The organism is Ginsengibacter sp. (assembly GCF_057362405.1).
This window is the reverse complement of sequence record NZ_JBMQQG010000240.1, coordinates 31,364-45,487: the sequence shown is the minus strand read 5'-3', so window position 1 is coordinate 45,487 and position 14,124 is coordinate 31,364. Positions and strand designations below refer to the sequence as shown.

Below are 14,124 nucleotides of genomic sequence, written 5' to 3'. Positions count from 1 at the left end.
GCAAAAATGGAAGGCCTAAAAAAGCTGTTAGGCAAGAAATTATAAGAAGCATCCGGTTTTCAAAAACAGAATATTTTATTGTCAAACAAAATGCTTCAAAGTCCGGATTAAAAATCACTGTTTATATCAGGCAGATGGCTTAGCAGGGAAAAATAATTTCAAGATTATCTGAAGAAGAAAGGCAATTTGTCAGGCAGTTAATAGGGATGGCGAACAATCTAAATCAGCTCACAAAAAAAGGGACACCAGGAAGGGTTTATTACTGCAGTGTCTGCTCTTTCAGCAAGATGAGTAATATTGAAGAAGCATTGAAACGTAAATTTAATATTTTCACATCGATGACAATTATAAGCCTATCAACTCTGAACTTGGTTCAATAATCGCTGATTCATTTAATCCAGAATCTCTTCTTTGGAAATTGGAATTTTATTTTTCAGAAAAGCTTCAATCATTTCCAATAATGGTCAACACTATTTCCCGGCTTACAAATGGAGGCCGCGTCTGATCTGGAATATGTTGTGCCTCCAATTGATCTAGCCATTCTTGTTCAATTAATCAGAAAACTGCTATTCGCAAATAACGTCACAGTCGTAAGAATAGAGAGCCGCAGCTTCTTTTTTAATATCGAATGTTTGCAAATTGTTTGCAAACAAGAAAAGCATTTATGAAAATTAATCCATAAATGCTTGATTTTCAAGTGGGCCCAACAGGGGTTGAACCTGTGACCCCCTGATTATGAGTCAGGTGCTCTAACCAACTGAGCTATAGGCCCGGACCGATATTCCGTAAAATTTCAGGAGTGCAAAAATAGAAAAATTCGCCAAGTGAAAAGAAATAATTTTCTTTGAGCATGCAAAAGACAGAAGCTATCATTTTTGACCTGGGTGGCGTTATATTGAATATTGACTACCATTTAACAAGACAGGCATTTGAAAAGTTGGGTATTCATAACTTCAACAACATGTATTCCCAGGCTGCTGCAAACGATCTTTTTGATGATCTTGAAACTGGGAAAATAAGCGAAGCCGGTTTTTACAAAGAGTTTAATAACCGCAGCGGCATTTATCTTCCAGACGATGAAATCAGAAATGCCTGGAACGCGATGTTGTTAGACTTTCGCGAAGAGAGCCTGGCATTCATTGGATCGCTGAAATCGAAGTATGGATTGTTTTTATTGAGCAACACCAACCATATTCATAAAAAAGAATTTCACCGCATCTATAATGAGAAAAAAAGGCTAAAGGCCTTTGACGAATTTTTTGACAGAGCCTATTACTCCAGTGATATGGGCTTAAGAAAGCCAAATGCAAATATTTATGAATACGTGTTGAAGGAAAATAACCTGGATGCGGGTAAGACCCTTTTTGTGGATGACTCAGCTCAAAACATAGAAGCAGCCAAGGCTTTGGGTATACAGACCATTTTGCTATCTACCGGAAATTTTATTGAAGACCTGCCCCTATAATTTTATTTTACTTCTTCAAAATCTATATAATCCCCTTCCCTCTTAACTTTAGGCTCTTTGTGAACTGCGGCGTGTCTTGCATTGGCAGCATTAATATCCTGTTGCATCTTTGTTTCCATTTCCCCAAATTGTTTCTTTATTTTTTGGGTTGAATGATAGATCGGTATAATAAACTCAAATACGAGTTTGTATAAAACATAAATTACGAATAGCTCTGCTGCAAGTCGAAAAATATTCATCGTGCAAAAATATATATTTAATTTTTTAACAGGATTCTAAAAATTTTACTTTAACATAATTTGGTACATAACTGTTATTTGCAGTATATTTGCAATGGCAAAAGGATCATCGAAGGGAACGAAAACGTTCCCTTCTTCTTTTTTGAAAATTTGGGACTGTAAGAATGAGTGAAATAACTCCGTTAAAAAACATTGAAGATTTTGTTGCAGGAATCGCTTTGCAATCCGGAACAATTTTTCCGGTTGAAATAAAAATATCACCAGCAAATGATATAAAGGTTTTCCTGGATGCGGATGATGGCATTACGATCGAAAAATGCACCAAATTAAGTAAAGCTCTTTATAAATACATTGAAGAATCAGGCCTGTTTCCCGACGGAAATTTTTCGCTTGAAGTTTCTTCACCTGGAGTAGATGAACCTTTAAAATTACATCGTCAATACAAAAAAAATATCGGCAGGAGAATAGAAGTTTTGATGATGGATGGTTCCAAAGCGGAAGGAAAACTTGTAAGCGTTACCGATAATGAAATAGTTATAGAAAACGCAACCGGCAGAGGAAATAAAACAACCGTTACAACAAAAACAATAATATTTAATCAGATAAAGCATACAAAAGTGCTGATAACTTTTTAAAAAAACATCGATGGCAAGTATCAATTTGATTGAGTCCTTTCAGGAATTCAAAGACGCAGAGAACATAGACAGACCTACTCTTATGAAGGTTATGGAAGACGTTTTTAAAACATTGATCCGAAAAAAATATGGATCGGATGAAAATTTTGACGTAATCGTGAATGACCAGAAAGGCGATCTTGAAATTTTTCGAAGAAGAACAATAGTTGATGACGACGATTTGTACAATACGCTTACTGAAATTGAATATAAAGATGCCATCAAAATTGAACCTGATTACCAGGTAGGCGAGGAACTATATGAAGAAGTGGATATACAAAAAGAGTTTGGAAGAAGAGCGATACTCGCCGGTAAGCAAACTTTGGCCAGCCGTATTAATGATCTTAAGAAAAATATTCTTATTAAGAAATATGAAGATAGGGTTGGAGAAATTATAAATGGCGAGGTTTACCAGGTTTGGAAAAAAGAAATCTTATTGCTGGATGAGGAAGGCAATGAAATGTTGCTTCCTAAATCTGAACAAATTCCTTCGGATTATTTCAAAAAAGGAGAGACCATACGTGCCGTTGTAAAGAAAGTAGAACTTAAAAACAGCCAGGCGGTAATTATAGTTTCCAGAACGGATACTTCATTCCTTGCTAAATTGCTTGAAATAGAAGTACCGGAAATTTTTGACGGACTTATTGTGATAAGGAAAATTGTAAGAGACCCGGGGGAAAGAGCGAAAGTTGCGGTTGAAAGCTTTGACGACCGTATCGATCCGGTAGGAGCCTGTGTGGGAATGAAAGGAAGTCGTATACACGGCATCGTTAGAGAACTCAAAAATGAAAATATAGATGTAATCAACTGGACCAATAATATTCAACTCCTGATACAGCGCTCTCTTACGCCGGCTAAAATTACCAGCATGGATGTAGATTTAGAAGCCAAACATGCTAATGTTTATTTAAAGCCCGACCAGGTATCATTAGCTATTGGCCGCAGAGGAGTTAATATCAAACTCGCCTGTGAACTGACAGGCCTGGAGTTGGATGTTTTCAGAGATAATGAAGGTGAAGTGGAAGAGTATGATGTAGATCTTGATGAATTTACAGATGAGATTGAATCCTGGATTATTGATGAACTTAAAAAGATCGGTTGCGATACGGCAAAAAGCGTTTTGCAGTTATCTGACGAAGAACTTGAAAGAAGAACTGATCTTGAAAAAGAAACCATCATAGAAGTTAAAAAGATTTTGAAAGAAGAGTTTGAAGCAGAGTAATCAATTTTATTTTAGTAACAATAAATAAAATTGATTATTTAAAACATAATTTTAAACATAAAATAGTCTTCTTAATTAAAGAAGATAAGGAGAGGCTTAATGGCAGAAGTAAATACACCGCGGGTTATGGCAGCAGCCAAGGAATTTAACATAGGTAAAGATACCTTGGTTGATTTTCTTGTGTCCAAAGGTTTTGAAGGCGATGACCTGAAGCCTAATTCCAAAATTTCGGAAGAAATGTACCGTGTATTGCAGGTGGAATTTCAACCTGATAAAGTAGCGAAGCAAAAGGCAGAACAGGTCGATCTTCCAAAAAATGCAGTAACAGATTACAAAAAAAGAAGAGATGAACAAGATCTCTCTTTCAATAAAAAAGAACCCTCAAAACCTAAGGAAGTTACGCATACGGCAGAGGAACCTAAAATAGAAGAAACCAAAGCGACCGAAGTTGCGCCAGAAAAAATAGAACCCGCAAAAGTTGAAGAAGTTATAGAACAGGCGCAACCGGAGAAAATAAAAATAGAGGCTCCGGAAATGGAGCAGCCTAAGGTTATCGATAAAATTGATCTTAGCACGATAGATTCTTCAACCAGGCCTAAAAAGACCACGGCTAAAGGAACGAAAAAGGAAGCTCCCTCCAAAGAAGTAAAGGGAACTCAAAAAGAAACCGGGAAATCTGAGCAAGTGTCTGTTCCTGAAGATGAAATTATAACTCCCGGCCCTATTAAACCAGAGCCTGTAGTTATAACAAATATTAAAGCTTCAAAAATTGAAGGACCTAAAATTCTTGGGAAAATTGATCTTCCAACTAATAATGAAACACGTCCAAAACCTAATGACGAAAGGCGCAAGCGTAAACGCATAGTAGTTGAGAAAAAACAACAACCTAACCAGGCCGCTCCGGGTAATTTTCAACGTCCTCAATCACCAAGGCCCCCAGCCAGGTTTAACAGGAATGCGCCCCCGCCTACACGTCGAGAGGAAAAAGAAATTGATCAAAAAGAAATTCAGGATAAGATAAAAGAAACACAAGCGAAGTTAGCAGGGGCTGGTGGCAGAGGTAAAAGTTTAAAAGCCAAATACCGTAAAGCAAAAAGAGAAGAGGCGGCAGAAAATATAGGCGAAGAAGTTGCTGATAATAAATTGCAGGTTACTGAATTTATTTCCGTTAGTGAATTTGCAAACCTTATGGATGTGAGTTTTGCAGATGTCATAAGCAAATGTATGAGCCTTGGTATTATGGTTTCGATTAACCAAAGGCTTGAAGCGGATGTAATTGAACTGGTAGCCGGCGAATTTAACTATGAAGTTGAGTTTATAGGAATTGATGACGAAGCTGAATTTGAAGAAGAGGAGGAGGAAGATAACGATGAAAATTTGGTTACACGGTCCCCGATTGTAACCATCATGGGGCACGTTGACCATGGTAAAACCTCACTACTCGATTATATTCGCGAGGCAAATGTAATTGCCGGCGAAGCAGGTGGAATAACCCAACATATTGGCGCTTATGAAGTGACGCTAAAGAATGGAAGAACCATTACATTTTTAGATACACCCGGTCACGAGGCATTTACGGCTATGCGTGCCCGTGGTGCCAAGGTTACAGATATTGCCGTAATAGTTATTGCAGCTGACGATGCAGTTATGCCACAGACGAAGGAAGCCATTTCTCATGCGCAGGCGGCAAACGTTCCTATGATTTTTGCCTTCAACAAGATTGATAAAGACGGAGCGAATCCTGAAAAAATAAAAGAGCAGCTTTCCGCAATGAATATATTGGTAGAAGACTGGGGAGGCAAATATCAAAGCCAGGCAATAAGCGCAAAACAAGGATTACATGTTGATGCGCTTCTTGATAAAATCCTTCTTGAGTCAGATTTACTGGACTTAAAAGCCAATCCTGATAAAGGTGCCAGCGGAACTGTTATTGAAGCTTCGCTCGATAAAGGTCGCGGTTATGTAGCGACTATTTTAGTACAAAATGGTACATTGAAGCAGGGTGACTTAATTGTATCGGGGCAAAACTACGGAAGGGTAAAGGCCATGTTTAATGAACGGAACCAACGTACGGAAAAAGCGCCTCCGTCAACTCCCGTGTTAATATTGGGTTTAAATGGAGCTCCCCAGGCTGGTGAAACATTTAAGTTTTACAATGATGAATCCGAAGCAAAAGAAACCGCCAACCGAAGGGCTCAAATTCTGCGTGAACAAGGAATTCGTGCAAAGAAACATATTACACTTGATGAAATCGGGCGCCGGTTAGCACTCGGAAATTTTAAAGAGCTCAATCTAATTATTCGTGCGGATGTGGATGGATCAGTAGAAGCATTAAGCGACTCTTTACAAAAATTGAGCACGGAAGAAATTGTAGTAAGTGTGGTGCATAAAGGCGTTGGACAAATTACAGAAAGCGATGTATTGCTCGCCACGGCATCTGATGCTGTTATTATAGGATTTAATGTACGGCCAGCCTTACAGGCCTCAAAGCTTGCTGAACACGAAGGTGTGGAAATTAAAACCTATTCAATTATCTACGACGCTATTGACGAAGTGAAGAGTGCCATGGAAGGTATGCTTGAACCAAAAATTCAGGAAAAAATTCTTGGCATTTTGGAAGTAAAAGAAACTTATAAGTTTGATAAAGTAAGTGTTGCCGGTTGCACAGTGATTGAAGGTAAAATTGCCCGCAACAATCGAATAAGATTAGTTCGTGACGGTATCATTATTTTCACTGGGGAATTGGGCAGCCTGAAACGTTTTAAAGATGATGTGAAAGAAGTAACTACCAATATGGAATGTGGTGTTAGTATAAAAAACTATAGTGACACGAGACCCGGGGATATGATTGAAGCGTTTGAAGAAGTTGAAGTTAAAAGAACTCTTTAGAATCCTCGTAAATCCTTTCTTTAACAAAACCGCGTCAACATTTAACTTTTCAAAAAAAAATCGCTCGGTTTACAACCGTATTTTTGGTATTTACTGTTATCCTGTAAATAATGCAAAATTAAATTCTAGAATTTTTTACTGATGAAGAAAAGTTTATTTACCATTTGTTTAGTTGCTTGTGTATGCATTTTATCTGCTCAAACAAAGAAAGTAATGGTAGATAAGATTATTGCGACGGTTGGCGATAAGATTATTCTTAAAAGTGAAATTGATAACAGTATTACAGACATGCAGCGTCAAAATATTAACATACCTGCAAACGCCAAATGTCTTTTGCTTGAGCAGGCACTTGGTTTAAAGGCCCTTGTATTACAAGCTGAGATAGATTCCATACCGGTTTCTGATGAGGATATTGACGCAGATATTGACAATAAAATAAGATATTTTATTAACCAATATGGCTCAAAAGAAATTGTAGAACAAATTGCGGGGAAATCACTTTTTCAACTTAAAGAAGATTTTAGAGAAACATTTAAAGAACAAAAACTGGCGCAGGGCGAGCGTGACAAAATTGTGGCTGATGTAAGAATAACACCCCAGGAAGTAGAGGCTTATTACGACTCCATTCCAAAGGATAGCTTGCATTTTTATGGGTCTGAATTGGAAGTAGGGGAAATTGTGATATATCCCAAGCCTAGCCGTGATCTTGATACTTATGCGATCGATCAGCTAAACGAATACAAAAAAGAAGTAGAAAGCGGCAGCAAAAAATTTGAGACGCTGGCATCTTTGTACACTGATGATCCCGGAAGTAAAGATAATGGGGGCAGATATGAAATTAATCGTAATGAAAAAACCTGGGATCCAGTCTTTCTTGCTAAAGCCTTCAGTTTAAAAGATGGCCAAATTTCCAGCGTTTTTAAAACAAAGTTTGGGTACCACATTATACAAATGGTTAGCAGAAATGGAGACGATGCGGTTATACGCCATATTTTAAAAATCCCCCAGATAAGCTCGATAGAAGTAAACCAGACCAAAGAAAAATTGGATTCCATTCGTTCAAAACTTGTGGCCGGCACAATCGATTTTGGCCAGGCAGTTTCAAAATATAGTGAAGATCAAAACAGTAAGTTCACAGGCGGCAGGATTCCTGCAAGGGATGGCAGTACTTTTATATCCATAGACGATCTCGATAAAGATCTTGTATTGATGCTTAAGGATCTTAAGGTAGGACAATATTCACAACCCACAGAGTTTGTTGATGACCGGGGAAAAAAAGCTGTGCGCATTGTAATCATCTTGACTAAAACAGAGCCTCATCGTGAAAATCTTAAAGATGACTATGATAAGATTGCCCAGGATGCCCTGGCAGAAAAGAAAAACGCTGCACTTGAAAATTGGTTTACCAAAAAAATTCCTTCATTTTATGTAAAAATTGCAGACGACTATAAATCCTGTCCGGAAATGCAAAAATGGGAAACCAACTCATCAACCGTACAAAAATAACTCGTTATAGACAATCTGATCCGGCAACTCCTTTCACGCATATACCTTTAACACCGTTATTAAAGAAGAAATAACAAAACTATTTATTTCAGCCTTTGGCGCTGTGTCATAATACCTTAATTTTGCGCTTCATTCCAATAAATGAGCGATGAAATAAAACATGAATGCGGCCTTGCATTCATGAGATTAAGAAAGCCCTTCTCCTTTTACCGTCAAAAATATGGTAGTGTTCTTTACGGCCTTAATAAGTTGTATTTATTGATGGAAAAGCAGCACAATCGCGGCCAGGACGGCGCTGGCGTGGCTGCGGTGAAATTAGATACTGAACCAGGATACCCTTTTCTCCATCGCAAAAGAAGCTCCGCCAACCAGGCAATTGCGGATATTTTTTCTCAAATTGGAGAACAGATAAATGAAATTCAAAAATATCATCCGGAGATAGACCAGCATCCCGGCCTTATGAAGGGCCATATAGATTTTTTAGGAGAGCTCTTACTTGGTCATTTACGTTATGGAACGCAGGGAAAGAACAATGTTCAGTTTTGCCATCCTTTCATAAAACGGAATACCATTCCCGCACGAAATCTTGCTCTTGCGGGAAACTTCAACCTCGTAAACAAAGATGAATTATTTTCATTAATCAACAGCCACCCTGATGAGCTTGACAGGCAAAGTGACCTGGGTGCAATGATGGACGTGATTCACCATTTCCTGGTTAAGGCCGACGAAGCCTCCCCCGAAATTGTCGACATCGCATCAGTGTTAAAGAAATCGGTGTCTCTTTTTGACGGTGGTTTCACATTCGGCGGACTTACTGGGAGTGGTATTGGATTTGTTGTGAGAGATGCCCATGGAATACGGCCTTGTTATTACTACGCCAACGATGAAGTAATTGTAGCAACAAGTGAACGTGCCGCCATTCGTACAGCATTTAACGTTGGTGAAAACGAGGTGAAAGAATTAATGCCCGGTTGTGCCCTAATTGCACATCACGATGGCAGTTTTTCCATTGAGCAGGTACTTGAGCCGAAAGAAAGAAAAGCCTGCAGTTTTGAAAGAATCTATTTTTCCCGCGGAAGCGATGAAAAAATTTACCGGGAAAGAATTGCTTTAGGTTACCACCTTAGCGAAGGTGTTCTCAAAGCAGTTAATTACGATCTTAAAAACACCATCTTTTCTTTTATACCTAATACTGCTGAGATCGCATTTTACGGTTTACTTAAAGGAGCAGAAGATTATTTGAATAAAACAAAAGTTGAAAGAATAACAAGTTGGGGAAAAGATTTTGACGAAGAGAAACTAACGGCAATGATTAACCGTAAAGTTAGAATCGAAAAAATAGCAATTAAAGATGTAAAGCTCCGTACGTTTATCACTGCAGATACCAGCCGTAATGAAATGGTACAGCATGTGTATGACATCACGTACGGAACTGTGAGAAAACATGAAGATACACTAGTGGTTATCGATGATTCAATTGTAAGAGGAACTACATTACGCGAAAGCATTATACGCATGCTCTCAAGGCTCGAGCCAAAAAGGATTATCGTAGTTTCTTCAGCTCCGCAGATAAGATACCCCGATTGTTATGGAATTGATATGAGCAAATTAGGCGAATTTGTTGCATTCAAAGCCGCTATGGAATTGTTGAAAGAAAGAAAAATGGAATGCCTGCTTGATGAGCTGGTGAAAAAGTGTCATGACCTGAAAAGGAACAACAGACTTAGCAGCGAAAATGTTGTGAGGCATATTTATAAACAGTTTACTGTTGAAGAAATTTCAAATAAGATTGCCAGGCTTATTACTCCCGATGAAATTACTGTGCCAGTTGATGTAATTTATCAAACTATCGAAGATTTACATGATAGTTGTCCTACTAATCTTGGCGATTGGTATTTTACAGGCAATTATCCCACACCAGGTGGCAACCGCGTCGTAAACAACGCATTTTTAAATTATATGGAAGGAAAGAATGTGAGAGGCTATTAATCTATATTAATCCCGGTACGAATTTGGAGGGAAAATAATTCAACTTTATTAAGTGATGAAAACGCTATTTCTTATACGACATGCAAAAAGTAGCTGGGAAAATATCACTCTCCCTGATATTGAGAGACCTTTAAATGAAAGAGGCAAATACGATGCGCCGTTAATGGCAAAAAAATTAAAAGACAAAAAGATCGAAATTGATGCTTTTGTGTCGAGCCCTGCAAAACGTGCAAAAAAAACCGCGGAAATATTTATGGATGTATTGGGTGCAAAGGAAAAAAAATTGGTTTTAGTCCCTTCTTTATATGAAGCAAGGCCAGAGAATTATTATGATACTATTGAAAATTTAAAAGACAAACACGATACCGTTGCCCTGTTTGCTCATAATCCTGGAATTACCGACTTCATCAATTCCCTTGAATGCTCGCCGGTTTATGATATGCCAACCTGTGGAGTTTATGCGTTTACAATAAAAACAAAGAACTGGAAAGGTTTCAAGGCTGCTCCTAAAGAATTTTTATTTTTTGATTTCCCAAAAAAAAATTGAGCTTCCAATTAAATTCTTTTCATCGACAGGCTGCCAGGCTCTTGTATTTTTCTATTGGATAAATACACGCCGGCAAATATCAGCGTCCCGGCAATTAACTTGTAAAAAGACAATTGTTCTTTAAGAAATATCATAGCTATTGCTACAGCAAAAACTGGCTGTGAATAAATATAGGCGCCGGCAACGGACGCACTTAGCTTTTTAATTCCATACGCGTTAAAAATATAGGCCAAAAAAGTTCCAGGAACAGTAATGAGAAAAAGAAATAACCAGTCTTTCCGAGTAAAAATATTCCACGTAATCTGCAAAAACTCCCTGGTACATAATGGAAGTGTCAAAAAAAACCCAAAAGTAAAAACCCACCTCATTACAAATACGGCAGAGTATTTCTTTGCAAGTGGCTTCACTAGGATAAAATAAAATGTATAGGCCAACGAACTAAAAAGTACAAGAGAGTCACCAAGAATAATATTATCGCCCGGCGCTACAGGTTCTCTTGATGAAATTAATAAGATAGCGCCTGATGCACCCATTAAAAGTCCGGCTGCTTTTGCAATGGTTAGTTTTTCCCCCAAAATTCTGGCTGCAAAAATCGTTATCAATATCGGCGTAAGTAAAGTAAGTAACGATGCATGTATAGAGAAAGTGAGAGATAACCCCTTAATGAAAAGGATCTGATTCAAGGCAATTGCAGTTACTGCACAAAGAAGCAATGGCACAATTTCGCTCTTTTGAAACTTCGTTTTATCCCGATTAAAGACAAATAATATCCAGAAAAGAATTAGGCTTACACCAATCCTAAGAATATTTAATCCAAAAGGTCCGGCATAATGATGCGCAGTAAAATATTTTATAATGCTGTAATTAGCTGCGAAAAAGAGGTTGGTTCCAATAAGCCCCAAATGCGCTTTGATTTTATGATCCAAGGTGATTTATTGATTTTCAAAATTGCCGGATTTAAGTGATAACACAAATTCGTTTATAACTTTTTTATAGCTACTCATGCAGGCACTTGCATTGCTAATTTGAAATGTCGAAGCGTTTTCTATCACTTTTTTTAAAGAGACCTTATCCTGCTCAACTGAGTAAAAGAATTTTTTTCCCATAAGGTATCTGGCAAGATATTCCTGTTCCGTTTGGCCCGGAGTAGGCACTAATACAGCATTTTTTCCAAGTTTTACCAAATCCATAACAGTGGTGTAACCGCTCCTGGATATAATTATCTTCGATTGCTGAAAGGCTTTATTTAATTCATCTGCCGGAAGATGATTTAAGATTTTAATTGATCCATTATCCGACAGCAAATCTTTAGTTTCATTGGGTAATCCTCTAATAAGCAAAATATTCTTATTAAAAGTCTTTAATTGAAAAAGAATCTCTCTTTCAAAAGAAGTTCTTTGCGGCTCCGGGCCCGAAATCGAAATCAGGACTTCATATTTTTCGGGAAGGTTTTTCAATAATTCAAATCTTGATAACGGGCCTATGTATAAAACGTTGACTGGTTTATTCTCCTGGTGAGACAAATCTCCGGCCAGTCCATTTTCGTTCCAATCAGGAACCCAACAAAACTTGTATTTTTTTATAAAATGATAATGAATCTTCTGGACAATTTTTTCAGAAAAGCGATTTTTTGTTTTGATTAAAAGTTGATGAGTTATATAAACTGAAGGAACCTTCTTATTGTACATGCCAAATCTGTTATCAGAAATAATTGCATCGATTTTATATTTTTTAATGCTATTTTTTATCCAAAGATTTTCTTTCAGGATAGAGAAAAAGATTTTTGGAATTTGTAACATTAATTTGATGGGCAATAACCCGCCGTCACCACTGTAAGTAATTTTATAGCTGTTAACACGTAAAATCAACAACGACGGAAACTCTTTTTTAAGTAAAAAATAGCTATTCCCGGAGGCGGCAATCAATACCTCGCAGTTTTGAGAAATTAATTCATTTATTATTGGAATACAACGGGTTGCGTGCCCCAGGCCCCAATCTAAAGGAGCTACCAGTATTCTTGTCTTTGGCAGCCCGCTGTTAAAATTTTTGCCATTTATCAAAACATTGCAATAATTATTTGTGAAAATAGTTTAATTTAGAATGATATTTTATGAAAATCGCAAAAAACAAAATCTTACTTGTATTACTTATTATGATTGCTATTGCTGTTGTTAGCTGTAATGCTTCCAGAAAAAACAAATGTGGTTGTCCTAATAAACAAGGCATGGTAGGATATTAGACTATAAAAAACCAAAAAACCAAAATGAACAAATTTAACCGGGATCTTTTGGTATTGTTCAAAGAAGAGTTGATGAACCCCCAGGCAATCGAACATGAGGTAGAAATGCTTCATGAACTACTTTATTCTGTTGAAAAAATAGATAATCTTATTGTAGCCCATGAGGTCATTAATTTGAATAAATACAAAATAAGTTCTGATGAAAAAATTATTCGTCAAACGATTGGTCTTAAAGATTTAAAACCCTTTATTTTTCTGAATAATAAAAATTAAAAAGCCGGCGTGATGGCTATCGACCTAGCTAATCGTCCAGGTTTCCCTTCCTTTTAATATTTTATCAAGGTCTCCCTTTCCTTTAGTTGAAATGGCTTCTTCAATTTGCATGGACATTACGTCTTCGTAGCAACTTCTGTCGTGTTGGTAGAAAACTCCAAATGGCCTGGGGAGATGACCATCCTGGTGGGGATTATCAAAAAGTCTTGTCAGTATTTGAGCTTTGTAAAAATCTTTCTCATCATGTATCCATAAATCGTTTTCACTTATACCGTTGCCTATTTCAACAGCAATTGGTTTAAACCCATCGAGCTTTATCCCCTTATTCCTTGCTGTGCCAAAAACTAGCGGCTTATCTTGTTCCAGAAATAACGCCTCTTCAGGTTTCGATTTTTTTTCTGTAAATATTTCAAAAGCCCCATCATTAAAAATATTGCAGTTCTGATAAATTTCCAGGAAAGAAGAACCTTTATGAGCATACGCTCTTAAAATCATAGCCTGTAAATGTTTGGGATCTCTATCCATAGTGCGTGCTACAAAAGTGGCGTCGGCTCCTAATGCAAGCGCTGAAGGATTAAATGGATGGTCGATACTTCCAAATGGCGTACTTTTTGTAATCTTATGCTCTTCACTTGTTGGAGAATATTGGCCTTTGGTAAGTCCGTAAATTTCATTATTAAACAACATAAGGTTTACATCAAAATTTCTTCTCAGCAAATGAATGGTATGGTTGCCTCCAATGCTCAAGCAATCTCCATCACCAGTTACTATCCACACACTCAATTCGGGCCTGCTGGCCTTAAGTCCGCTGGCAATTGCGGTTGCCCGTCCATGGATGCTGTGCATTCCGTATGTATCCATATAATAAGGGAAACGGCTGCTGCAACCTATCCCTGATATAATCACAATATTTTCCCTGGGAATTCCAAGTGTAGGCATAATTTTTTGCACTTGTGCCAGTATCGAATAATCGCCACAGCCCGGGCACCATCGTACTTCCTGGTCAGTTACAAAATCTTTTGGTGTTAATGTTATTTGAGACCCTGTTGCGGTTTCACTCATATCTGTAATATTATTTTTC

Annotated in this window: 13 protein-coding genes, 1 tRNA gene and 1 pseudogene; 10 read left to right on the top strand and 5 right to left on the bottom strand. The window is 37.6% G+C overall.

The window, feature by feature from the left end; genetic code table 11:
* Window positions 1-38 precede the first annotated feature (38 nt).
* Together ACO1O5_RS20715 and ACO1O5_RS20710 are read left to right on the top strand one after the other, a co-directional pair.
* Window positions 39-179, top strand: a pseudogene (locus ACO1O5_RS20715) (plasmid mobilization protein); the annotation flags it as partial.
* Window positions 180-206: 27 nt separating this feature from the next.
* Window positions 207-380, top strand: coding sequence for a hypothetical protein (locus ACO1O5_RS20710; protein WP_486273671.1), 174 nt, complete (start codon window positions 207-209; stop codon window positions 378-380).
* 318 nt (window positions 381-698) lie between these two features.
* Here ACO1O5_RS20710 and ACO1O5_RS20705 read toward each other — a convergent pair.
* Window positions 699-772, bottom strand: a tRNA-Ile gene (locus ACO1O5_RS20705).
* Between the two features lie 78 nt (window positions 773-850).
* On the opposite strand from ACO1O5_RS20705, the gene ACO1O5_RS20700 reads away from it, so the two are divergent.
* Window positions 851-1,465, top strand: coding sequence for an HAD family hydrolase (locus tag ACO1O5_RS20700; protein WP_486273669.1), 615 nt, complete (start codon window positions 851-853; stop codon window positions 1,463-1,465).
* Between the two features lie 2 nt (window positions 1,466-1,467).
* On the opposite strand, the gene ACO1O5_RS20695 is transcribed toward ACO1O5_RS20700, so the two are convergent.
* Complete coding sequence (locus tag ACO1O5_RS20695; protein ID WP_486273667.1) at window positions 1,468-1,704, bottom strand: hypothetical protein; 237 nt, start codon at window positions 1,702-1,704, stop codon at window positions 1,468-1,470.
* Between the two features lie 164 nt (window positions 1,705-1,868).
* Between ACO1O5_RS20695 and ACO1O5_RS20690 the strand changes: the two genes are divergently transcribed.
* From ACO1O5_RS20690 to ACO1O5_RS20665, 6 genes are all read left to right on the top strand, one after another.
* Window positions 1,869-2,339: an LSm family protein gene (locus ACO1O5_RS20690; protein WP_486273665.1), complete on the top strand. Its 471-nt coding sequence runs from the start codon at window positions 1,869-1,871 to the stop codon at window positions 2,337-2,339.
* A gap of 10 nt (window positions 2,340-2,349) precedes the next feature.
* Complete coding sequence (gene nusA, locus ACO1O5_RS20685; protein ID WP_486273663.1) at window positions 2,350-3,600, top strand: transcription termination factor NusA; 1,251 nt, start codon at window positions 2,350-2,352, stop codon at window positions 3,598-3,600.
* Window positions 3,601-3,726: 126 nt separating this feature from the next.
* Window positions 3,727-6,489 carry a translation initiation factor IF-2 gene (gene infB, locus ACO1O5_RS20680; protein WP_486273661.1) on the top strand — a complete coding sequence of 921 codons (2,763 nt, stop codon included), beginning with the start codon at window positions 3,727-3,729 and terminating at the stop codon, window positions 6,487-6,489.
* 141 nt (window positions 6,490-6,630) lie between these two features.
* Window positions 6,631-7,995, top strand: a complete 1,365-nt coding sequence (locus ACO1O5_RS20675; protein WP_486273659.1) for a peptidylprolyl isomerase — start codon at window positions 6,631-6,633, stop codon at window positions 7,993-7,995.
* A 141-nt stretch (window positions 7,996-8,136) separates the two neighbouring features.
* Complete coding sequence (locus ACO1O5_RS20670) at window positions 8,137-9,984, top strand: amidophosphoribosyltransferase (protein WP_486273657.1); 1,848 nt, start codon at window positions 8,137-8,139, stop codon at window positions 9,982-9,984.
* Between the two features lie 55 nt (window positions 9,985-10,039).
* Window positions 10,040-10,531, top strand: a complete 492-nt coding sequence (locus tag ACO1O5_RS20665; protein WP_486273655.1) for a SixA phosphatase family protein — start codon at window positions 10,040-10,042, stop codon at window positions 10,529-10,531.
* Window positions 10,532-10,539: 8 nt separating this feature from the next.
* Here the strand turns inward: ACO1O5_RS20665 and ACO1O5_RS20660 are convergent, their stop codons facing one another.
* Together ACO1O5_RS20660 and ACO1O5_RS20655 are read right to left on the bottom strand one after the other, a co-directional pair.
* A complete protein-coding gene (locus tag ACO1O5_RS20660; RefSeq protein ID WP_486273654.1) occupies window positions 10,540-11,457 on the bottom strand; it encodes a DMT family transporter in 918 nt (305 codons plus the stop codon).
* A gap of 6 nt (window positions 11,458-11,463) precedes the next feature.
* A complete protein-coding gene (locus ACO1O5_RS20655; RefSeq protein ID WP_486273652.1) occupies window positions 11,464-12,591 on the bottom strand; it encodes a glycosyltransferase in 1,128 nt (375 codons plus the stop codon).
* Between the two features lie 203 nt (window positions 12,592-12,794).
* On the opposite strand from ACO1O5_RS20655, the gene ACO1O5_RS20650 reads away from it, so the two are divergent.
* Complete coding sequence (locus tag ACO1O5_RS20650; RefSeq protein WP_486273650.1) at window positions 12,795-13,043, top strand: hypothetical protein; 249 nt, start codon at window positions 12,795-12,797, stop codon at window positions 13,041-13,043.
* Between the two features lie 24 nt (window positions 13,044-13,067).
* Here ACO1O5_RS20650 and ACO1O5_RS20645 read toward each other — a convergent pair whose 3' ends face one another.
* The gene (locus ACO1O5_RS20645; protein ID WP_486273648.1) at window positions 13,068-14,105 is read right to left on the bottom strand and encodes a 2-oxoacid:ferredoxin oxidoreductase subunit beta; all 1,038 of its coding nucleotides are present in this window, start codon (window positions 14,103-14,105) and stop codon (window positions 13,068-13,070) included.
* Window positions 14,106-14,124: the final 19 nt, after the last annotated feature.